At 61.7% G+C, this 21,330-nt stretch carries 21 protein-coding genes; 8 read left to right on the top strand and 13 right to left on the bottom strand.

Annotated elements, in window-relative coordinates; translation table 11 throughout:
* Positions 1-120: 120 nt before the first annotated feature.
* Entirely contained in the window at positions 121-441 is a 321-nt protein-coding gene (locus WIN67_RS27020; protein ID WP_102865358.1) for a hypothetical protein, read from the top strand.
* 123 nt (positions 442-564) lie between these two features.
* Positions 565-1,326 (top strand): YdcF family protein, encoded by a 762-nt coding sequence (locus WIN67_RS27015; RefSeq protein ID WP_102865359.1) that lies wholly within the window; start codon positions 565-567, stop codon positions 1,324-1,326.
* 45 nt (positions 1,327-1,371) lie between these two features.
* Here WIN67_RS27015 and lnt read toward each other — a convergent pair whose 3' ends face one another.
* The 5 genes from lnt to miaB form a co-directional block, all read right to left on the bottom strand.
* Complete coding sequence (gene lnt / locus WIN67_RS27010) at positions 1,372-2,895, bottom strand: apolipoprotein N-acyltransferase (RefSeq protein WP_102882407.1); 1,524 nt, start codon at positions 2,893-2,895, stop codon at positions 1,372-1,374.
* Positions 2,896-3,085: 190 nt separating this feature from the next.
* Positions 3,086-3,925, bottom strand: a complete 840-nt coding sequence (locus WIN67_RS27005; RefSeq protein WP_011063653.1) for an HlyC/CorC family transporter — start codon at positions 3,923-3,925, stop codon at positions 3,086-3,088.
* Between the two features lie 42 nt (positions 3,926-3,967).
* Positions 3,968-4,426: an rRNA maturation RNase YbeY gene (ybeY, locus tag WIN67_RS27000; protein ID WP_102865360.1), complete on the bottom strand. Its 459-nt coding sequence runs from the start codon at positions 4,424-4,426 to the stop codon at positions 3,968-3,970.
* Positions 4,419-5,438, bottom strand: coding sequence for a PhoH family protein (locus WIN67_RS26995; RefSeq protein ID WP_102865361.1), 1,020 nt, complete (start codon positions 5,436-5,438; stop codon positions 4,419-4,421). The genes ybeY and WIN67_RS26995 overlap by 8 nt, the downstream gene beginning before the upstream one ends.
* A 199-nt stretch (positions 5,439-5,637) precedes the next feature.
* Complete coding sequence (gene miaB / locus WIN67_RS26990; RefSeq protein ID WP_162884095.1) at positions 5,638-6,966, bottom strand: tRNA (N6-isopentenyl adenosine(37)-C2)-methylthiotransferase MiaB; 1,329 nt, start codon at positions 6,964-6,966, stop codon at positions 5,638-5,640.
* A 134-nt stretch (positions 6,967-7,100) separates the two neighbouring features.
* Here miaB and WIN67_RS26985 point away from each other — a divergent pair, with 134 nt between their 5' ends.
* Positions 7,101-7,427 (top strand): DUF1820 family protein, encoded by a 327-nt coding sequence (locus WIN67_RS26985; protein WP_007927079.1) that lies wholly within the window; start codon positions 7,101-7,103, stop codon positions 7,425-7,427.
* 47 nt (positions 7,428-7,474) lie between these two features.
* On the opposite strand, the gene WIN67_RS26980 is transcribed toward WIN67_RS26985, so the two are convergent.
* The 4 genes from WIN67_RS26980 to WIN67_RS26965 all read right to left on the bottom strand — a co-directional run bounded on the left by WIN67_RS26980 (position 7,475) and on the right by WIN67_RS26965 (position 10,992).
* On the bottom strand, positions 7,475-8,029 hold the full coding sequence (locus WIN67_RS26980) for a tetratricopeptide repeat protein (RefSeq protein ID WP_253127814.1): 555 nt from the start codon (positions 8,027-8,029) through the stop codon (positions 7,475-7,477).
* A gap of 221 nt (positions 8,030-8,250) precedes the next feature.
* On the bottom strand, positions 8,251-9,534 hold the full coding sequence (gene hemL, locus WIN67_RS26975; RefSeq protein ID WP_102865364.1) for a glutamate-1-semialdehyde 2,1-aminomutase: 1,284 nt from the start codon (positions 9,532-9,534) through the stop codon (positions 8,251-8,253).
* Positions 9,535-9,552: 18 nt separating this feature from the next.
* The gene (gene thiE / locus WIN67_RS26970; protein WP_102882323.1) at positions 9,553-10,176 is read right to left on the bottom strand and encodes a thiamine phosphate synthase; all 624 of its coding nucleotides are present in this window, start codon (positions 10,174-10,176) and stop codon (positions 9,553-9,555) included.
* A gap of 18 nt (positions 10,177-10,194) precedes the next feature.
* Positions 10,195-10,992 carry a hydroxymethylpyrimidine/phosphomethylpyrimidine kinase gene (locus WIN67_RS26965; RefSeq protein ID WP_042941299.1) on the bottom strand — a complete coding sequence of 266 codons (798 nt, stop codon included), beginning with the start codon at positions 10,990-10,992 and terminating at the stop codon, positions 10,195-10,197.
* 291 nt (positions 10,993-11,283) lie between these two features.
* Between WIN67_RS26965 and WIN67_RS26960 the strand changes: the two genes are divergently transcribed.
* The 4 genes from WIN67_RS26960 to WIN67_RS26945 all read left to right on the top strand — a co-directional run bounded on the left by WIN67_RS26960 (position 11,284) and on the right by WIN67_RS26945 (position 17,700).
* Positions 11,284-13,650 carry a hybrid sensor histidine kinase/response regulator gene (locus tag WIN67_RS26960; protein WP_339070281.1) on the top strand — a complete coding sequence of 789 codons (2,367 nt, stop codon included), beginning with the start codon at positions 11,284-11,286 and terminating at the stop codon, positions 13,648-13,650.
* Positions 13,651-13,724: 74 nt separating this feature from the next.
* On the top strand, positions 13,725-15,377 hold the full coding sequence (locus WIN67_RS26955; RefSeq protein WP_339070280.1) for an acyl-CoA dehydrogenase family protein: 1,653 nt from the start codon (positions 13,725-13,727) through the stop codon (positions 15,375-15,377).
* A gap of 137 nt (positions 15,378-15,514) precedes the next feature.
* Positions 15,515-16,987, top strand: a complete 1,473-nt coding sequence (gene amn, locus WIN67_RS26950) for an AMP nucleosidase (protein ID WP_162884094.1) — start codon at positions 15,515-15,517, stop codon at positions 16,985-16,987.
* A gap of 146 nt (positions 16,988-17,133) precedes the next feature.
* Positions 17,134-17,700 (top strand): pseudouridine synthase, encoded by a 567-nt coding sequence (locus WIN67_RS26945; RefSeq protein ID WP_162884158.1) that lies wholly within the window; start codon positions 17,134-17,136, stop codon positions 17,698-17,700.
* Here WIN67_RS26945 and WIN67_RS26940 read toward each other — a convergent pair.
* Both WIN67_RS26940 and WIN67_RS26935 read right to left on the bottom strand, forming a co-directional pair.
* The gene (locus WIN67_RS26940; RefSeq protein WP_003228500.1) at positions 17,695-17,904 is read right to left on the bottom strand and encodes a DUF2788 domain-containing protein; all 210 of its coding nucleotides are present in this window, start codon (positions 17,902-17,904) and stop codon (positions 17,695-17,697) included. The genes WIN67_RS26945 and WIN67_RS26940 overlap by 6 nt on opposite strands.
* A 104-nt stretch (positions 17,905-18,008) precedes the next feature.
* Positions 18,009-18,488: an Lrp/AsnC family transcriptional regulator gene (locus tag WIN67_RS26935; protein WP_102865370.1), complete on the bottom strand. Its 480-nt coding sequence runs from the start codon at positions 18,486-18,488 to the stop codon at positions 18,009-18,011.
* A gap of 413 nt (positions 18,489-18,901) precedes the next feature.
* Here WIN67_RS26935 and WIN67_RS26930 point away from each other — a divergent pair, with 413 nt between their 5' ends.
* On the top strand, positions 18,902-19,981 hold the full coding sequence (locus WIN67_RS26930) for a DUF6515 family protein (RefSeq protein WP_339070279.1): 1,080 nt from the start codon (positions 18,902-18,904) through the stop codon (positions 19,979-19,981).
* Here WIN67_RS26930 and WIN67_RS26925 read toward each other — a convergent pair.
* The gene (locus WIN67_RS26925) at positions 19,975-20,871 is read right to left on the bottom strand and encodes a cation diffusion facilitator family transporter (protein WP_123390350.1); all 897 of its coding nucleotides are present in this window, start codon (positions 20,869-20,871) and stop codon (positions 19,975-19,977) included. The genes WIN67_RS26930 and WIN67_RS26925 overlap by 7 nt on opposite strands.
* Positions 20,872-20,897: 26 nt before the next feature.
* Positions 20,898-21,317, bottom strand: coding sequence for a polyribonucleotide nucleotidyltransferase (locus WIN67_RS26920; RefSeq protein WP_102865373.1), 420 nt, complete (start codon positions 21,315-21,317; stop codon positions 20,898-20,900).
* Positions 21,318-21,330: the final 13 nt, after the last annotated feature.

The following is a 21,330-nucleotide window of genomic DNA, read 5'->3' as shown; positions in this document are numbered from 1 at the left end:
ACTCTGCCGAGGGAAACCCTGATTGCTCGCGCGGGCCGTTGGTCGCGGCGGCGCGTCGCTTTCAGCTGTCCGACTAAGCTCAAAAAGGGGAGTGATTCTTATCTTCGATGAGGTGAACGGATGCTTGAGTCGCAGCGAAAAGTAACAGAACCGGAGGTGTATGAAAGGCTGCTGAATCGACTGGCTCTGGCCCTGGATGCGGCAAGAACTGCGGATCGACTGCGCAATGAACGGCCGGTCGAGTTGGAGCTGCGGGGGTTGAGCCCTGCTGAGTTCGAGTTGATCAGGGCCTACCTGGCCCGCAGTCAGCATGAAATGCAGGTCAATGTATCGGGCAGTCCGCAACACCAGGAAAGGCCCCGTTCGGCCAAGGTCATTTGGTTGAAGGATCAGGCGCCCCTCAGGGATTCGGTAAGCGTCCGGTCCCAGCAGTTCAAGTAGGTCCCGAGCCCTTCATTGGGTTGAGAGGTCGTTGCCGAGGACCTCGAAAGCGAAAGTGCCTGTCAGCGGTTGTTGCCGCATGGGTATCCCCTTTAGGCTTCGAGCATCTTTTGGAGATGCTCGATGCCTTTTCGTTATTTCATCAAACAGTTACTGCTGCCGCCCGGCATTCTCTTGCTGTTGCTTCTACTGGCCTGGAGTCTGCGTCGGTCCAGGCCTCGGCTGGCGCGATGGTGCTTTGTCCTGGGGTTGGGCGGCTTCTGGTTGATGAGCCTGCCGGTAATGGTGGAGTGGGGTGCCCGTGGGCTTGAACGGTTGCCGCCCTTGCCACAGAGCCAATGGGCCAGCCTGGCAGAGCAGGCGGACGCGATCGTGGTCCTGGGTTCCGGCCGTGAGCGGGGTGATCCGGCTTGGGGTTCTGATCAGCCCACGGGCGTGGGGTTGGAGCGCGAGCGTTATGCCGCGCGGCTGGCCAAGGCTTCCGGGCTGCCCCTATTGACCAGCGGCGGCCTGCATTACGGTACGCCGCCCACCGAAGCTGCGCTGATGGCCGAATCGCTGCTCAATGACTTTGGCGTGAGCGTGCGCTGGCAGGAAGGTCGTAGCCGCACCACCTGGGAAAACGCCCAGTTCAGCGCCGAAGTCTTGCAGCCACTGGGTATCAAGCGCGTGGTGGTCGTGACCCAGGCCTGGCACATGCCACGTTCGGTCTGGAGTTTTGAGCGCGCAGGGTTTGTTGTGGTGCCAGCACCGGTAGGTTTTCTGGGCGTGGACAACGCCCGGCCGTTGGGAGGCTGGATGCCGGAGTTCAAGTCGATCTGGCAGAGCGGCCAGTTGCTGAACGAGGCGGTGGGCCAGTTAGGTTATCGCCTCTTTTATCGCTGATCACAGGGCCGACTCCAGTCGGAGCCGGCTTGCGGGCGAAGGTTTCTAAACGGTCTTGGCGATGCGGCTGGCCAACAAGGCCCAGCCAAACAGCAGGGCGCAGAGCACTGCCAGTGGCCATGAGCGCCACTGCAAGTACGGTGTCAGGTTATGCATGGGCACCACTTCGCCATAGAGAATGCCCCGTTCGAACTGTGGAATCTGCACGGTGATTTTGCCGAACGGATCAATCAGCCCGGTGACCCCGTTGTTGGTGGCGCGGATCATCCAGCGTCCGGCTTCCAGGGCGCGCATCTGCGCCATCTGCAAATGCTGAAGAGGGCCGATGGAGGTGCCGAACCAGGTGTCGTTGCTGATGGTCAGCAGCAGGTCGCTGCGGGCCGAAAGACCGGCGGCGAACTCAGGGTAGACCACTTCGTAACAGATGAACGGCGCAATCTGATACCCCTTGGCTTGCAGTAACGGCTGGTCGGCCGGGCCGCGGGCAAAATCCGACATTGGCAGGTTGAAGAAGTCGATCAGGCCACGCAGCAGCTCCTGTAGGGGCACATACTCGCCAAAGGGCACCAGTTTTTGTTTCAGGTAGGTGCCATCGCCTTCGCCGGTCACGGTGATGCCGTTGAAGTAGCGTTTTTCATGGTGCACCAGTTGGCGCACCGGAACGCCGGTAATCAGTGCGGAATGACGGTCGGCGGCAAAGTTGCCCATCATCGTCAGGTAGCCCTCGGCGGACTCCTTGAGCACCGGAACCGCGGTTTCCGGCCAGACCAGCAGGTCTACCCGCTTGCTGCTGAAACTCATGTCGCGGTACAGAGCCAGTTGGGCATTGAGCTCGGCCGGGTCCCATTTCATGCTTTGTTCGATATTGCCCTGAATGGCGGCGACCGAAAGCGGATCACCCGAAGGGCTGGTCCAGGCGTGACCTTTGAGTGCCAGGCCAACTGCCCAGGGCGCAGCCAGCAGCAACAGGCCGGCGGCAATAAACCCCTTGCGTCCGGCCTTGATCAGGCGCGGCAGGTTGTAGAGCAATGCAGCGGTCAACGCCAGGGAGAAGGAAATCAGCCAGATGCCGCCCACAGGCGCGAGTCCGGCCAGGGGGCCGTCAAGCTGGCTGTAGCCGGAGTAGAGCCAGGGGAAACCGGTAAGGAACCAGCCGCGAAACGCTTCCTGCCCCAGCCACAGAGCAGCGAAAGCCAGAGCATCCGCCAGCGGTGCTTCGTTGCGCCGCAGCCAGCGGGCCCAGAGCCATGCGGGCAGGGCAAAGAACCAGGCAATGGCGGCGATGAAGGCCAGCATCAGCACGCCGGCGAGCAAAGCCGACGCGCCGCCGTAGGTGTGGATACTGACGTAGATCCAGCTGGTACCGGCGCCGAACAGGCCGAAGCCGAAGCACCAGCCCCGGCCCAGGGCCTGGCGGGGCGTGAGCTCCCGCAGACCGGCATAGAACAGTCCTACCGCCAGCAGCGCCAGCGGCCAGATGTCATAGGGCGCCAAGGCCAGGGTGGTAATGGCGCCGGCTGCAACGGCCAGCAGGTTGCCGGGCCAGCCGGGTCGGGTTGAGCGCTGCAAGAGGCGTTTCATCAGCTCTTTCCTGTTTCGCGCCGGGCGGGGCACGAGGAGATGGGGTGGGTGGATTCAGATGAGCGGCGAATCCTGCAGCGCTGTTTGACAGTCCGCCCCCGAGATCTGTCGTCCCCAGGCCAGGTCGTTGGCCTGGGGACGATGATTCTGTGCGGGGGAGGGCTGATGCCCCTTGTCCCTAGCGGGAGATGGGGGTCAGGCGCAGCAGATGAATCCGCCGGCTGTCGGCGTTGAGCACGCGGAAGCGATAGGCGCCGATTTCAGTGATTTCGTTGCGTTTTGGCAAGTGGCCGAAAGCACTCATCACCAGGCCGCCCACGGTATCGAACTCGTCATCGGAGAAGTCGCTGTCGAAAAACTCGTTGAAGTTCTCGATCGGCGTCAGCGCCTTGATCAGGAAGTCACCGCTGGGAAGCGGTTTGATGTAGCTGTCTTCCTCGACGTCATGCTCGTCCTCGATGTCGCCGACGATCTGTTCCAGCACGTCTTCGATGGTCACCAGGCCTGCCACGCCGCCGTATTCGTCGATGACGATGGCCATGTGGTTGTGGTTGGCACGGAACTCGCGCAGCAGCACGTTCAGGCGCTTGGACTCGGGGACGAAGGTCGCCGGGCGCAGCAGGTCCTTGATGTTGAAGCTGTCGCCGTTCTCCTTGAGGATCAGCGGCAGCAGGTCCTTGGCCAGCAGGACGCCCATCACGTCGTCATGGCTTTCGCCGATCACCGGGTAGCGCGAGTGCGCCGAATCGATGACTGCAGGCAGGAACTCCCGGGGTGTCTGGGTCGCCTTGATGCTGATCATCTGCGAGCGCGGAACCATGATGTCCCGGACTTGCAGGTCAGCTACCTGGATGGCGCCTTCGACGATGGCCAGCGCTTCGCTGTCCAGCAATTTGTTCTGATGGGCTTCGCGCAGCAGCTCCAGCAGCTCCTGGCGGTTTTTCGGCTCATGGGCAAAAGCCTGGGTCAGTTTGCCCAGCCATGACTTTTGCCCGTTGCTCGATCGATCTTCGCTCATAGCGATTGCTCTGAATCCTTGGTTGTTACAGGTGGTTGTTGATCAGCTTTCGTCGTCTGCATACGGGTCGGGGTGACCCAGCTCAGCAAGCAACGTTCGTTCCAGTGCTTCCATTTCTTCGGCTTCGTCATCATCTATATGGTCGTAACCCAATAGATGCAAGCAGCCGTGAATGACCAGATGGGCCCAGTGGGCCTTAAGTTCCTTGCCTTGTTCGGCGGCTTCGCGTTCGACCACCGCAATGCAGATCACCAGGTCCCCCAGCAAGGGGATATCCAGCAGTTCATCCGGCACGTCGGCAGGAAATGACAGCACATTGGTTGCGTAATCTTTGTGACGCCAGGTGTGATTCAGCTCACGGCCTTCGTCTTCGTCCACCAGGCGGATGGTCAGTTCCGAATCGGCGGTGCGCTGGCGCAGAGCCAGCTCGCACCACTGGCGGAACTCTTCATCGCTGGGGGCCGGCTGCTGGCTGGCGCGTTGCAGGTCAAGCTCAAGCATCGCGGCGGTTGCCTCTGTCGGCTGAAGCCTTGGCGGCCTCGTCCTCGGCTCGCAGCTCGAAGCGTTCATAGGCTTCGACAATGCGTTGCACCAGTGGATGGCGCACCACGTCCTTGGGCATGAAGTGAGTGAAGCTGATGCCGGGTACATCCTTGAGCACGTTGATCACTTGGGCCAGGCCCGACTTGGTGCCTTTGGGCAGGTCGACCTGGGTGATGTCGCCGGTGATCACTGCGGTGGAGCCGAAACCGATTCGGGTGAGGAACATTTTCATCTGTTCCACGGTGGTGTTCTGGCTTTCGTCGAGGATGATGAAGCTGTTGTTCAGGGTCCGGCCGCGCATGTAGGCCAGGGGCGCGATCTCGATGACCTGGCGCTCGATCAGCTTGGCTACTTGTTCGAAACCGAGCATTTCATACAGCGCGTCATACAGCGGGCGCAGGTACGGGTCGATTTTTTGTGCCAGATCGCCGGGCAGGAAACCGAGCTTCTCGCCCGCTTCCACGGCTGGCCGCACCAACAGGATGCGCCGCACTTGCTCGCGCTCTAGGGCATCTACGGCGCAAGCCACCGCGAGGTAGGTCTTGCCGGTACCGGCCGGGCCAATGCCGAAGTTGATGTCATTGCCGAGGATTTCTTTGACATAGCGCTGCTGATTCAGGCCGCGAGGGCGAATCATGCCTTTCTTGGTGCGCAGGGCTATGGCGGCATCGGCCACCGATGGGTTGTCCAACTCTTCCACGGCGGATTCCTGGAGGAACAGGTGTACCAGGTCCGGCGATAGCTCGGTGCCCTTGGTTTCCCGGTAGAGACGGCGCAGAAGATTTTCCGCGGAGGTGGTGTGCTTGGGTTCGCCAATCAGCTCGAACTGATTGCCGCGGTTGCGGATCTCGATCATCAGGCGCTGTTCGATCAAGCGCAAATGCTCGTCGAATTGCCCGCACAGATTGGCGAAGCGGCGAGCCTCGAAGGGCTCGAGGATGAAACGATGAGGTTCTATGGGTGCGTTCAAGGTCGTTTTTTAGCCGCCCAACGGCAATTAAGATGAATTCAAGGATAACGCCAGCGGCCTGGGTGCGAAAGCTCTTATGCGGTGCAATGGCCGGTGATGCTTTCTTTGTAGGAGCCGGCTCGCCGGCGAAGGTGCTCTTGAAGGTTTCTTCGCCGGCAAGCCAGCTCCTGCACAAGCCCGCTCCTACACAAGTCAGTGCTTACGATAACAGCGAGCCGCGTAGCGAATGGGGCTGAGCCGAATCGATGTGCACGTCGGCGAACTGGCCGATCAGTGTGGGATTGTCGCAACGGAAGTTGACGATTCGGTTGTTCTCGGTACGGCCCTGCAATTCGCCAGGGTCTTTCTTGGAGTAATCGGTGACCAGAATGCGTTGGGTCGAGCCGACCATTTGTCGGCTGATCTCGAATCCTTGCTGGTTCAGGCGATGCTGCAGTGCGTTCAGACGCTCCTTCTTCAGCGCTTCGGGTGTGTCGTCGGCGAGGTCTGCAGCCGGGGTACCTGGGCGCTGGCTGTAGATAAAGGAGTAGGAGAAGTCGAAGCCTACGTCCTCGATCAGCTTCATGGTCTGCTGGAAGTCTTTCTCCGTCTCGCCGGGGAAACCGACGATAAAGTCCGAGCTGATGCAGATTCCCGGGACTGCCGCCCGTAGCTTGCGCAGCTTGGACTTGTATTCCAAAGCTGTGTGGTTGCGTTTCATCGCCGCCAGAATGCGGTCCGAGCCCGATTGCACCGGCAGGTGCAGGTGTTTCACCAGCTCTGGTACTTCGGCATGAGCCTGGATCAGGCTGTCGGAGAACTCCAGAGGGTGCGAGGTGGTGTAGCGAATTCGTTCGATACCATCGACAGCGGCCACTACGCGGATCAACTCGGCCAGGTCCGCCATGCGCCCGTCGTGGGTCTGACCCCGGTAGCCGTTGACGTTCTGGCCCAGCAAGGTGACTTCACGCACACCGTTCTCCGCCAGGTGGATGATCTCGGCGATCACGTCGTCAAATGGCCGGCTGACTTCTTCGCCGCGGGTGTAAGGCACTACGCAGAACGTGCAGTACTTGCTGCAGCCTTCCATCACCGACACATAGGCGCTGGGGCCGTCGATGCGCGGCTCGGGCAGGTGGTCGAACTTTTCGATTTCCGGGAACGAGACATCCACTTGCGGCAGTTTGGTGGCGCGAGCGACGTCGATCATTTCCGGCAGGCGGTGCAGCGTCTGCGGGCCGAAGACCACGTCCACGTAGGGCGCTCGATCACGGATGGCCGCGCCTTCCTGACTGGCCACGCAGCCACCGACGGCGATCACCATGTCCGGGTTGGCCAGCTTCAGCTCGCGCCAGCGCCCCAGTTGCGAGTACACCCGGTCCTGGGCGCGCTCGCGAATGGAGCAGGTGTTAAGCAGGATGACGTCAGCGTCTTCGGCGCGGGCGGTGACTTCCAGGGCCTGATGTTCACCCAGCAGGTCCACCATGCGCGAGCTGTCGTACTCGTTCATCTGGCAACCGTGGGTTTCGATGTAAAGCTTCTTGGCCATGGACCTCGGTCTCACGTGATTCAAAGAACCGCGCATTATAGGGGCCATACCTACAGGTTCCTAGCGTTGTGCATCGGGTAGCTATGCTATAGTTCGCGCCCTATTTTTATCCCCCGATGTGTTGCCCGCCCACCATGACCAAACGTGAAGCCCCAATCTATAAGGTGATTTTTCTCAACCAGGGCCAGGTGTTCGAAATGTACGCCAAGCAGATCTATCAAAGCGATCTGTGGGGTTTTCTGGAAGTGGAAGAGTTCGTCTTTGGCGAGCGCACGCAAGTGGTCGTCGATCCGAGCGAAGAAAAACTCAAGGCTCAGTTCGAAGGCGTTGTGCGCAGTTTTGTGCCGATGCATTCGATTGTGCGCATCGACGAAGTGGAGCGCCTGGGCACACCGAAGATCAGCGAAGCCCGCGGCGTAAGCAACGTCATGCCGTTTCCCATGCCAATGCCCGAAAAGTAAGCCTGGTTTGCGTAGGCGCCAGTTTGCCGGTGAGTGACGCGAAGGTGTTACGGCAGGGGCGAGAAAGGCGAACGCCCATCGGCGCTTTGCAGTTCCATCAGGTATTTACGGAAGATCTGCCCCAGCACTTGGGTCGCAACTTCCAGTTCGTCACGCTGCATGTGCTCGGCGACTTCGTCGGCGGTGTCCAGGGCGTCTTCGGCACCGTTGACCGCAGCCATCTTCAGCACGATGTAGGCTTGAACGTTGTTGGCCGGCACGCCTTCGCCGTGGAAGAACATGGTGCCGAGCTTGAACTGCGCCTGGGCATGGCCTTGCAACGAGGCCTTTTCGAAATAGCTCAGGGCTTGATTGAGGTCCCGCGGCGCGCCTTTACCCTCGTAATAGAACTCACCCAACTCGTATTGCGCCTGTGCGTCCCCTTCATCGGCGGCTTTCTGGCACGCGGCTAGCGCCTCGGCCTGTTCCTGTGCCTGGGGATCGAGGGTGCAGCGACCCATCGCTGGGATCAACAACGAGTTGCCGCCTGCTTGTGCGTGCGCGAGCAGGGGCTGAAGGAGCAACAGGCAGCCCAATGTCAGGGCGCGGCCGGTGCGGTTCATGGGAATCGACTTACCTCTGAGGGGCGCGCGGACCCGGCGAGGGGGTCCAATAAGCGCGCATTATGAAATAAGCAGGGCCAACCTTACAAAGTCTTTACTCGTTTTTCTGCTGCGTGGCCGCGATATCCGCTGGTTTGCCGCGTATTTCCCCCTTTGCCAAGGGAAAGTTCGAGTAAAGCACGAAGCTGGCATGGTTGATCACCATGCCAGCCATGTAGCGCTTATTTCAGGGCGGCAAATGCGCGCTCTGCGGCATCCAGGGTCAGTTGCAGCTCAGTCTCGCCGTGGGCGATCGAGGTGAAACCGGCCTCAAAGGCACTTGGCGCCAGGTACACGCCGCCTTCCAGCATCAGGTGGAAGAAGCGCTTGAACAGGTTGGCATCGCTGGCCATCACGTCGTCAAAGGTGACGATATCGTCGGCGCCACTGAAGTACAGGCCGAACATGCCGCCCGCCTGAGTGGTGACGAACGGAATGCCCGCGGCATCGGCGCGTTGCTGCAAGCCTTCGAGCAGGCGGCTGGTGTAGTCGCTCAGTTCGGCGTGGAAGCCCGGGCGGCTGATCAGGCGCAGGGTGGTCAGGCCGGCAGCCATGGCCAGCGGGTTACCGGACAGGGTGCCGGCCTGGTAGACCGGACCCAGGGGCGCAATGTGTTCCATGATCTTGCGTTTGCCGCCGAAGCAGCCCACTGGCATGCCGCCGCCGATGATCTTGCCGAAGGTGGACAGGTCTGGAGTGACGCCGTAATGGGCCTGGGCGCCGCCTAAAGCGACACGAAAGCCGGTCATCACTTCGTCGAAGATCAGCACTACGCCGTGTTGGTCGCAAAGAGTGCGCAGCCCCTCGAGGAAGCCCGGTGCCGGCGGCACACAGTTCATGTTACCGGCCACAGGCTCGACGATGATGCAGGCCACTTCCTGGCCCACTTCCGCCAGCATTTTTTCCACTGCAGCGATGTCGTTGAAGGGCAGGGTCAGCGTGTGTTTGGCGAAAGCTGCAGGTACACCGGCAGAGCTGGGGACGCCTTGAGTCAGGGCGCCGGAACCGGCCTTGACCAGCAGACTGTCGGAATGTCCGTGGTAGCAGCCTTCGAACTTGATGATGCTGTCGCGGCCGGTAAAGCCACGGGCCAGGCGAATCGCGCTCATGGTGGCTTCAGTGCCGGAGCTGACCATGCGCACCATTTCCATGGAGGGAACGATGGAGCACACCAGATCGGCCATTTCGGTTTCCATGGCAGTCGGGGCGCCGTAGGACAGGCCATGCTCCAGCTGCTTGCGTACCGCGTCCAGCACGTCCGGGTGACTGTGGCCGAGAATCATCGGACCCCAGGACCCGACATAGTCGACATAGCGCTTGTCGTCTTCGTCAGTGACGTAGGCACCTTCGGCGTGCTTGAAGAACAGCGGGGTGCCGCCCACGCTCTTGAAGGCGCGGACCGGCGAGTTGACGCCACCAGGGATGTGTTTCTGGGCGTCGGCAAACAGGGTTTCGGAACGGGACATGATCGGGCTCTCAAAAAATCAGCTGTTGAATAGGGCGTTGAAGGCGCGGGCGCGACGGGTCACTTCGTCGGCGCTATCGGCGCCGAACAGGCCGTGAACCACCGCCAGCAGGTCGGCGCCGTGGTTCACCAGGGGGGCGGCATTTTCCAGGGTGATGCCGCCAATCACGCAGATCGGCAGATGCAGGCTGGCCCGGGCCTGATCCAGCAACTCCAGGCTGGCCGTGGGCGCGCCGGGTTTGGTGGTGGAATTGAAAAAGCGGCCGAAGGCGACATAGCTGGCGCCTTCCTTCGCGGCTTGCTCGGCCAGTGGCAATTGGTCGTGGCAGGTCGAACCGATAATGGCCTGGCGCCCCAGCAGGGCGCGGGCCGGCGTCAGGGGACCGTCGCTCTGGCCCAGATGCACGCCGGCACCGATGCGTGCCGCCAGCTCGGCGTCATCGTTGATGATCAGGCGGGTCTTGTAGCGCTCGCACAGGGTCAGCAGGGTTTCGGCTTCCCGCAGACGGCGGGCCTGGTCGTCGCTCTTATCGCGGTACTGCAACAGGGTGACGCCGCCTTCCAGCGCCGCCTCCACGTACTTCAGGAACTTGCCGGCCAACAGCTGGCTGTCGGTGATGGCGTACAGACCACGTAGTTTCATTGAGCGGGCCTCATGACATTACGAGCAGAAATCCAACGGCAAGCGGCGCGGGACAAACTGGCCGCGGCCCAGTTGCTCGGCGTCGCGCAGGGTGCGCCAGGTGTAGTCCAGGGCCGACTTTACAGCGCTGGCCAGATGTTCGCCTTGGGCCAGACGTCCGGCCAGGGCACTGGCCAGGGTGCAGCCGGAGCCGTGGTAGCTGCCCGGCAGACGCTGGCAGGTGTAGGTCTCGCGCAGGCCGTCACGGCTGTACAGGCGATTGTGCACTTCGTGTTCATCGCCATGGCCGCCGGTGATCAGCAGGTGCTTGACGAACGGCAGGAGTTTTTCGGCGCATTGGTCGGCGCTGCCTTCGGGCAGTTCCGCAAGAATTCGGGCTTCGGGAAGGTTGGGAGTGGCAATGGTGGCCAGGGGCAGCAGGCGTTCGCGCATGGCGTAGCCCACTTCATCCTTGCCCAGACGGCCACCGCCGCCGGCGCGCAGCACCGGGTCGCACACCAGGGGCAGGTGTGGGTGTGCCTGCAGCAGTTCGACCACGGTGTCGACCATCTCCAGGGAGCCCAGCATGCCCAGCTTGACCGCGGCGACAGTGGAGTCGTTGAGCACGGCATTGGCCTGGGCCAATACCCACTCGCGATCCAGAACGCGGAAATCGCTGACGTTGACCGTGTCTTGCACGGTCAGGGCGGTGACAGCCGGAGCTGCGTGACAACCCTGAGCCAGCAGGGCTTCGATATCTGCCTGCAAGCCGGCGCCACCACTGGGGTCGTGGCCGGAGAGACAGAGGACAACGGGGCGAGAGCTGTAGATATTCATGGGCGGCGAGCTTACCACCAAACGCTTTTTTTCGCGGCGCCTGGTGCGCAATGGAAGCTGTCGCTTTGCCGTGTTCGATCTTCTTGACCGATGCAACAGCTCTAGCTCGCTGGATTGCGCTGAAAGGCCCGTTCTAGAGCCTTTAGACTAAAATTTTCAATGGTGTTCATTGGCCATCAACGGCTATGCTAGAGTGCATTCAAACCAATAACAGGTCATGCCGGTCTTGCGTCTGCTCAAGGGAAATGGGGGACTTCCTGACACCACCGGACAAGCCACGCTGGGGCTTTAATGCGCTATTTGCTGATGTTGCTGTTGAGCTTGCCGATGCTGGCTGGCGCCGTCGAGTTCGACGAGTTCACTCAACGCTTGCCTTTGGGCCGAGTGATGCAAGTATTCGAAGACGCGGGTAGCGAAGCAACAATTGCCGATGTCAGTTCGGGGCCCTTGGCTGAGCACTTCAAACCCCACGATAAAGATACCCTCAATGCCGGTTACTCACGTTCGGCCTTCTGGCTGAAGATCGACCTTCAATACCGCCCCGGCAATCCCGCGGCACAGCGCAGCTGGTTGCTGGAACTGGCCTATCCGCCCCTGGATCACCTGGATCTGTACGTCCCCGATGAAGCCGGTGGCTTTCGTCTGGCGGAGCGCACCGGCGATGCCTTGCCATTCGACAGCCGACAGATTCGCCAGAACAATTACCTGTTCAATCTGAATTTCTCCCCCCATGAGCACAAGACTGTCTATTTGCGCCTGGCCAGTGAAGGTTCGATCCAGGCGCCGCTGAGCCTCTGGTCCAACACGGCCTACCTCGAGGCGCAGCCAGTGCGGCTCTACGTGCTGGGGCTGATCTACGGGGTGTTGCTGGGCATGCTGGTGTACAACCTGTTCATCTATCTCAGCGTGCGTGACACCAGCTACCTCTACTACATCGTCTACATCGCTTCGTTCGGTCTTTATCAACTGTCGGTCAACGGTGCCGCAGTGGAGTACTTCTGGCCCAACAGTCCGTGGTGGGCCAATGCGGCGACGCCATTCTTCATCGGCGCCGCGGGGCTGTTCGGCAGTCAGTTCGCCCGCAGTTTCCTGCAGACCTCCCGGCACAGTCCCTGGGTTGACCGGGTGCTGCTGGCGCTGATGGCGTTCGGCGCAGTGGTCATGGCCTTGTCACTGATGACCAGCTACGCCCTGGCCTTGCGCCTGGCAACCACCTTGGCGCTGCTGTTTACCGTGGTGATTTATGTGGCGGGGATCGTCGCCTGGTGTCGCGGATTGCGGGTGGCGCGTTATTTCATCATTGCCTGGTCGGCCTTTCTCTTCGGTGGGGTGATCAACACCTTGATGGTGCTGGGTTACCTGCCGAACGTATTCCTGACCATGTACGCCAGCCAGATCGGCTCGGCGATCGAGGTAGCGCTGCTATCCCTGGCCCTGGCCGACCGGATCAACTCGATGCGTGAGCAACAAGCCCAGACGCTGCTTGAGGCCGGGCAGAAGCTTGAAGTGCTGAACCAGCAACTGGCTCACAGTAACCGTCTCAAGGATGAGTTCCTGGCGACCCTGACCCACGAGTTGCGTACGCCGATGAACGGTGTCATCGGCTCGCTTGAGCTGATGCAGACCCTGGAACTGGACCCGGAGATGGAGCAGTACCAGCAGACCGCCGCCGGCTCGGCACGGGACATGATGCGCATGGTCAACGGCATCCTCACGTTGACCGAACTGCAAGCCGGCAAGCTCAGCGCCCAGCGCCAGCCGTTCAGCCTGCGTTCGATGCTCAGCGCACTGCAAACCCAGTTCGGCGCCAGCGCGGCGGCCAAGTCCCTGTCCTTTCAGGTCGACCTCAGCGCCGGGCTGCCCGACCGCTTGCAGGGCGATCGCTGCAAGCTCAGCCATTGCCTGGAGTGCCTGCTGGAGAATGCCGTCAAGTTCACCCATTCCGGTGGCGTGGTGTTGCGGGTGGTCACCCGGTCTGTTTCGGCCGAGCGGGTGAGCCTGAGCTTTGAGGTGATCGACAGCGGGATAGGTTTTGTCAATCTGGACGAGGCGACGCTGTACCAGCGTTTCTTCCAGCTCGACGGTTCCATGACGCGTGAATACGGCGGATTGGGCATCGGCCTGGCGATCTGCCGGCAATTGGTGGACTTGCTGGGCGGGCAGTTGACCCATGAGTCCACGCCTGGACAGGGCAGTTGTTTCCGCTTGCTGGTGGAGTTCGATGTCCAGGAACCCACTCCTCGGGCGCCGACAGCCCTTCATCGGCGTGCGCCCCAGGACTGTACCGTGCTGCTGATGGATGATAACGACGTCGATCAACTGGTGGTGCGGGGCATGTTGCTCAAGCTGGGGTACCGAGTTCGCACCGTCGGCAGTCCCACCGATGCGCTGCAACTGCTGGGGCGTGAACTTGTCAGCGCGGTGCTGATCGATGGCCAGATCACTGCAGCGCAACTGGGGGCATTTCGTCTTCAGGCCCAGGCAATGCCCGGATACGCCCACCTGCCCATCTTGCTGGCTTGCGCTCCTGGTACTGAAGGTTGTGCAGCGACAGCAGGGGCCGACTGCCTGGGCAAACCGGTGAAATTCGAGGCACTGCAAGCGGTGCTGTTGAAGCGGGTACTTTGTGTTGAGCAAGGCGAAAGTGCCGATATTTAGGCTGATATGCCACTTTGTTCGGGGTAGAGCGGGTGCTTAACTGGGGTCTTGGCACACCCTGAAGGAGTCCCGCAATGAACCTCCACCAGTTCGCTGAAACTCACGAAGTCACCAACCAGCCGCCCGCCCTGGACGGCGCCAACCTCTATCGGATAGACCTGCCGTTGCAGCAGTGGATGCGGCGCTTCGATGCCGGCTGGGCCGAATCCCGGGTCGATGCCTATGGCGCCCTGGCGGGTGGTCCGCTGATGGAGGCGGGGTTCCTGGCCAATCAGAACAAACCGGTTTTTTCCAGTCACGACCGCTTTGGTCACCGGATCGACCTGGTGGAGTTTCATCCGGCGTATCACCAGTTGATGCAGGCGGCCATCGAGGGCGGGCTGACCTCACTGCCCTGGACCGACCCACAAGCGGGGGCTCATGTAGCCCGCGCCGCCATGACCTACCTGCACAGTCAGGCCGAGGCGGGCAGCGGTTGCCCGTTGACCATGACGTTTGCCTGCGTGCCGGCGCTGAAACTGCAGCCGGACATCGCCGAGCAGTGGCTGCCGAAGATCCTCGCCACTCAATACGACCCGCGTAATGTTGGCATGCAGCACAAGACCGGGCTGACGATTGGCATGGCCATGACCGAGAAGCAGGGCGGGACCGACGTTCGTGCCAATACCACCCGAGCCTATCCGGTGGGAGCCCCGGGACCGGGGCAGGCTTATGAACTGGTGGGGCACAAGTGGTTCTGCTCGGCGCCGATGTGCGATGCCTTCCTGACCCTGGCCCAGACCGACAAGGGCCTGACTTGTTTCCTCCTGCCCCGTCATCGTCCGGATGACAGCCGCAACCAGTTCTATATCCAGCGCTTGAAGAACAAGCTGGGCAACCTCTCCAATGCTTCCAGCGAAGTGGAGTTCCGTGGCGCTCTGGCCTGGATGATCGGTGACGAGGGGCGCGGCGTACCCACCATTATCGAAATGGTCGCCATGACTCGCTTTGACTGCATGGTCGGCTCCAGCTCGCTGATGCGCCAGGCGTTGACCCAGGCCAGCCATCATTGTGCCCATCGCCGCGTCGGCGGGCGGGTGCTCAGTGAGCAGCCGCTGATGCAGAACGTGCTGGCCGACCTGGCCTTGGAAAGTGAAGCGGCCCTGGCCTTGAGCATGCGCATGGGACGAGCCCTGGATCACCAGGACGATGCCCAGGAAGCGAAGTTCTCTCGGCTAGTGACGGCAGTGGGCAAGTATTGGATCTGCAAGCGCGCCCCGGCCATGATCAACGAGGCCGCCGAATGCATGGGAGGCGCCGGATATGTCGAAGACAGCATCCTGCCGCGGCTGTACCGCGAGGCGCCGGTGAACTCCACCTGGGAAGGCTCAGGCAACGTGCAATGCCTGGATGTGCTGCGGGCCTTGTCGAAAGAGCCCGGGGTACTCGATGTATTGTTTGCCGAGCTGGGAGACGGGCATGGCGAGCAGCGTCTGGCGGCGCATATTGCGGCGCTCAAGGACAGCTTCAGGGACACCGGCGACATCCAGTACCGCGCCCGCCAACTGACCGAGGACATTGCCTTGGGCCTGCAGGCCAAGCTCCTGCTTGAGACCGGTAACGAGGTGGTCAGCGATGCCTTTATCGCCAGTCGTCTTGGAGGGCAGAGCGGTCGGGTCTACGGTACCTTGCCCCGCGGGCTGGACGTAGCCGCCATTGTTGCCCGCTCCACGCCTCAAGGCTTCTGACCTTTCGTAGCAGCCGGCTTGTCGGCGAAGAGGCGTTGTCGCCATGGCCAGCGCCGACACGCCGGCTCCTATAACTCCGCTGTTCCCGTGGGGCGGTGTTGCAGGCAAGATGAACGCCTGCAAGATCAGAACACAGGATGCTTACCGTGACCGAAGCTTTTATTGTCGTTCAAACCGCCGAGCAAGCCGTGGATCGGCTTGCTGCTTTGCATGAGCGGGCCACTACGGCGCTGAGCCAGGCGCTCAAGCGTTACCTCAAGGACCGGGTCGAGCCGGATGCTGAGCAAAGAGCGCTGTTTCGCTATCCCGAATTGCGCCTGACCTACCACTGCCATGGCGAAGTTCCGCAGACCACCCGGGCTTATGCCAAGGTGCAACTGCCGGGCACCTACAGCGTCACCGTCACTCATCCCGCGGCCTTCCGCAATTACCTGCTCGAGCAACTGGTGCCTTTGATGCATGACTTCACCGTCACGGTGGAAGTGGGTGTCAGCGAGCAGAACATTCCTTATCCCTATGTGGTGGAACAGGGCGACGAACTGGCCGGTTCCGGCGTAACCGCGGCGGCCCTGGCCCGGGTATTCCCCAGCACCGACCTGTCGGCTGCCACCGACGGTATCGCCGACGGTCTCTACGACTGGGAAAACACTCACCCGCTGCCTTTGGCGCTGTTTGATGCGGCGCGGGTCGATTTCTCTTTGCGGCGCCTGGTGCATTACACCGGTAGCGACTGGCGTCATGTGCAGCCGTGGATCCTGCTGACCAACTATCACCGTTACGTCGACCAGTTCATCGTCCATGGTCTGGAGCAACTGCGCAGTGATCCGCGTTTTGTGCGCATGGTCCTGCCGGGCAACGTGATCATTGAAAAAAGCATGGATCACGGCGAGGCTTCGGCAATCGCCGCCGGTGTTGTCTGGCATCGCTACCAGATGCCGGCCTATCACCTGCAGGCCAGCGATGGCCACGGTGTGACCCTGGTGAATATCGGCGTCGGCCCCTCCAATGCCAAGAACATCACCGACCACTTGGCGGTGCTGCGCCCTCATTGCTGGTTGATGATTGGCCACTGCGGTGGACTGCGGCAGTCCCAGACCATCGGCGATTACGTCCTGGCTCACGCCTACATGCGGCGTGACGGCATTCTTGATCGCGTGGTGCCGCCGAACATTCCGATTCCGGCCTTGGCCGAGGTCCAGCTGGCGTTGCAGCAAGCGGCGGCCAATGTCACCGGGGAGAAGGGCGAGCAACTGAAGAAGCGTCTGCGCACCGGCACCGTCCTGACTTACGACGACCGCAACTGGGAACTGCGCTGGGCCGAGGAACGTCCGTTCATCAACCTGTCCCGGGCCGTGGCGGTGGACATGGAAAGCGGCACTATCGCGGCCCAGGGCTATCGCCTGCGGGTGCCTTACGGCACCTTGCTGTGTGTCTCGGACAAACCCCTGCACAGTGAGATCAAGTTGCCGGGGGCGGCCAATGCCTTCTACGAGCGGGCGGTCAGCCAGCATTTGAAGATCGGTATCGAAGCCGTGGACCTGATGCGCAGTGAGCTCAACTCCCTGCACTCGCGCAAACTGCGCAGCTTCGACGAGCCGCCTTTCCGCTAAGCGTTTAATCCATGGTCATTTGGCGATCAGGCCACTAGCATTGTCGGTCCTGATCGCTGAATGTTCCTGATCCCATGTCCCGTCCGCCCCGTCCTGCTTCCCGTCGCCCTGGCGCGAAGCCGTTTTCCGTTTCTCCCTCCAAGCGCGTGGCCAAGGCGCCACCGGCCGAGCCGAAGCTGATCCTGTTCAACAAGCCTTTCGACGTGCTGACCCAGTTCAGCGATGGCGAGGGACGGGCGACGCTCAAGGATTTCATCGCCATTCCCGGGGTCTACCCGGCCGGGCGCCTGGACCGCGACAGCGAAGGGTTGCTGCTGTTGACCAATGACGGGCAGTTGCAGGCGCGGATCGCCGACCCCAAGCACAAGTTGGCCAAGACCTATTGGGTACAGGTCGAAGGCGAACCCAGCGCTGAGCAGTTACAGCGCTTGCGTGACGGCGTGGAGTTGAACGACGGCATGACCTTGCCGGCCGAGGCGCGGCGGCTGGAAGAGCCAGAGCTGTGGCCGCGCAATCCGCCAGTGCGCTTTCGCAAGAGCGTGCCCACCCATTGGCTGGAATTGGTGATTCGTGAGGGGCGCAATCGCCAGGTACGGCGCATGACCGCCGCCGTCGGCTTGCCGACCTTGCGGCTGGTGCGGGTCAGGATTGGCGACTGGACCCTGGATGGCCTGGATCAGGGCCAGTGGAAGGAAGTGCCGGCGCGCTTATAGAGCGCCGGATTCGATCAGGCCGATCACCACGCTCTTGATGATGAAGGCGGCCACGCCCAGGCCCAGCACGAAGAACAAGATAAAGGAGCCGAAGCGTCCGGCCTTGGACTTCTTGGCCAGGTCCCAGACGATGAAACCCATGAATATGATCAGGATGCTGACCAGACCGGTCATCATCCACTCTTCGAATACTGCTGGGTCCATCGATCATCTCCATTGCAGGCAGGGCAAAAAATGCCGGGCGAGTATACGCCAAGGGACACTTGCCGAGCATTGATCTGCCTGCGTTACGTCGCCACAGCCGCTATTCAACTGCGCAGGTGGGTCAGGGGCAGTTCGGTGCTGTTGAGTACCTGATTGAGCACGAAACTGGAGCGCACACTGGTCACGCCGTCGATGCGGGTCAGGTGGCCGAGCAGCAACTTCTGATAGTGATCCATGTCCGGCACCACCACCTTGAGCTGGTAGTCGGCGTCCACACCGGTCACCAGGCTGCATTCCAGTACCTGGGGCAGGCTGCGGATGGCCGCTTCGAAGTTCTCGAAGCGTTCCGGCGTGTGCCGGTCCATGCCGATCAATACGTAGGCGGTCAGGCTCAGGCCGAGCATCTTGCGGTCCAGCAGGGCGACCTGGCGGGAAATATAACCGTCGTCTTCCAGTTGCTTGACCCGGCGCGAGCAGGGCGAGGGCGACAGACCGATGCGCTCGGCCAGTTCCTGGTTGGAGATGCGGGCATCGCGTTGCAATTCCGCCAAAATACTCAGGTCATAGCGGTCGAGTTTGCTCATCAATCAGGCCTTTGTCATAAGTATTGCGTTGAATTATCTATCTTGAGTTAAAAATTGCGCAAGAGGTGTTTTTGCAAGCAATCTTCGCAATCCGCTGTCGCCGGCCCAGGCCTATTCTTATCACCAGAATCACTGCCCGGACATAGAGTCCACTGCGGCCCGCCGAATCAGGCCTGCCGCGGCCGCCAACCCCATAGGGTTGATCCGGCCCCCGGGCTACACCCTGTCCAGAAGACGGAGTGAGGTGAGCCGGCGCCACAAGCGTCGAGCACGGACAAAATCTCAAAGGGTGGCCGACGGGCCGCCCTTTTTTATTGCCTGCGAAATAAGTCTCGTGACTGATAATCTGCTGCAGAACCGCCCCAGGCTTTTTCAGTCTTAGGTACAGGCCCCAATCCGCAGTGAGGAATAGCATGAAGTCGCGCATCTGGCGTTTGGCAGGTGTTGGTGTGTTGTGCGTGAGCGTCAGCGCGCAAGTGCTCGCCGATGAGCGGGACGAGGGACTGCAGGGAACGCCTTCCGGCGGGCAGCGTGAGCATGCCCCCGAAGGGCGTGGCGAGGGCCATCAGGGCCGTCCGGCGAACTCGCCTGAACGTGCGCAACCTGCCCCGCAGCAACCGCGTCCGCAGAATGAGATCATTCGTGGCGATAACAGCCGGCAGTTCGAACACAACGGCCAGAATCCGGGTGGGCAGTGGCAGAACCGTCCCCAGCATGATCCCAATCAGCAGGGGCGACCGGCTCTTCAGCAGCCGCAGCCGGCGCCAGGGCTGCCCATCCAGAGCCGGCCCGATACCGTGCGCCAGACCCAGGAGCCCCAGCGCGGCTATTACCAGGACATTCCCCGGCGCAACGATTACAACCAGCATTGGCAGGCCGGTGGTCCAGGCTCGCGTCCCGACCATGGTCGCCCCAACGACTATCGCTGGCCGGGCCGTCCCGACGGGCATGGCAACGGCTGGGGGCCAGGCCCGCAATATCGCCCCGGCTACGTGATTGACCGTTTCCCCGAGCGCAATTACCGGGTGCCGTACCGTGGTCAGGATTACTTTTTCTCGGGGGGCTACTGGTATCGCCCACAAGGTCCGCGTTATGTAGTGGTGCGCCCGCCTTATGGGATTCGAGTGGCCTACCTGCCTGACTATGCACGGGAAGTGTGGATCGGCAGCGCGCTGTTTTTCCTCGCCGCCGGAGCCTATTACACCTATGAAGCCAACACCCAGCAGTATGTCGTGGTCGAACCACCCGTGGGTGTGCCGCCGCCGGACCAGCAGCCGGCTGGCAATGGCTATGACGTGCTGGCGTACCCGGTCAACGGCCAATCGCCACAGCAGATCGATCAGGATCGCTACGACTGCTATCGCTGGGCGGTGCAACAGAGTGGCTTCGATCCGGCCAGCGCGACCTACCAGCCGGCCCCGCAAGTGGTGCAGGCCTACCGTCAGGCCCAGGGCAACTGCCTGAGCTCGCGGGGTTACCAGGTCACTTACTGAGCCCTGGCGGCCTCGACCACTTCCTGCGGATCGGCGTGTACCAGCACCTCGGCCCGTGGATAGGCCTGGTGGATCGCGTCGGCGGCTTGATCGCTGATGGCGTGGGCCACCGACAGGCTCAGGTCGCCGGGCAGTTCCAGATGCAGTTGGACGAACCAATGGCTGCCGGAAATCCGCGTGCGCAAGTCATGGGCGCCCAGCACGCCGGGCACACTGCAGGCCAGTTCCAGCATGTGTTGGCTGACATCGGCGGGCAGTTCCTCGTCCATCAGCACCGAGAAGCTTTCCCGGGCGATCTGGATCGCGCTCCAGAGAATGTAGACGGCGATCCCCAGGCCGAACCAGGCATCCACCTGATGCCAGCCGAAGGCCGCCAGTACCAGGGCCAGGAGGATGCTGCCATTGAGCAGCAGGTCGGAGCGGTAGTGCAGGGAGTCGGCCCGTACCGCGTTGGAGCCGGTTTCGCGGATCACCCGATGTTGCAGGATCAATAGCGCCATGGTCAGCACCAACGACAGCCCGATCACCCCGATGCTCAGCCAGGGCGCACCTACCGGTTCCGGGTGCTGCAGGCGTTCGAACGCCTGAAAGGCAATCAGCACTGCACTGCCGGCGATGAACAGCGCCTGGGCCATGCCCGCCAGGGACTCCGCCTTGCCGTGGCCGTAGCGGTGATCATCATCGGCCGGGCGCAGGGCGTAATGCACCGCCAACAGATTGAGCAGCGAGGTGAAGCCGTCGAGCACCGAGTCGGTCAGCCCCGCCAGCATGCTCACCGAGCCGCTGAGCCACCAGGCGATGGCCTTGGTCACAATCAGGATGCCTGCCACCGTAACCGAGGCGCGGGTGGCCAGGCGCAGGAGGCGAGCGTGTTCCGGGTTGCCAATCATCGGCGGCGGGTTCCTTGAAGGTGGGGTCAGGCTGCAGGCTGCAGACCGTACAAGGCCAATTGCTGCACGCTGCCCTTGTGCTGGATCAGGCGCGGGTCATCCAGAGGGAAGCTGCCCCCCAGTTCGCTTTCCAGAATGGCCTGCAGTTTGCGGTTGTCGACTTTACCGTCGGCGCCAATGGCCTGCTGGAGTTTTTCCGGCGCGATTTGCGCGGTCTTGCCCGGCTCCAGGTAGATCGCCCCGGTGGCGAAGTCGACGCCAAAGGCGATCAGCCCCGGAATGACATAGAACAGCAGGCCCACGGCATCGAGCACCACCACCACTGGATCGATCTTGCCGTCGATCTGGCCGCGGCGGTCGGGAAAGAAGATCGAGCCACAGGCTGTGAGTTGGGTCAGCAGAGTGGTCACCAGAACGCCGCCAATGACACGGTGGGGAATACGCATGGATATCTCCTGG

The organism is Pseudomonas idahonensis (assembly GCF_037903935.1).
Taxonomy (GTDB): domain Bacteria; phylum Pseudomonadota; class Gammaproteobacteria; order Pseudomonadales; family Pseudomonadaceae; genus Aquipseudomonas; species Aquipseudomonas danubii.
The sequence above is the reverse complement of the archived record's forward strand: the minus strand, read 5'-3'. Positions and strand labels throughout refer to the sequence as shown.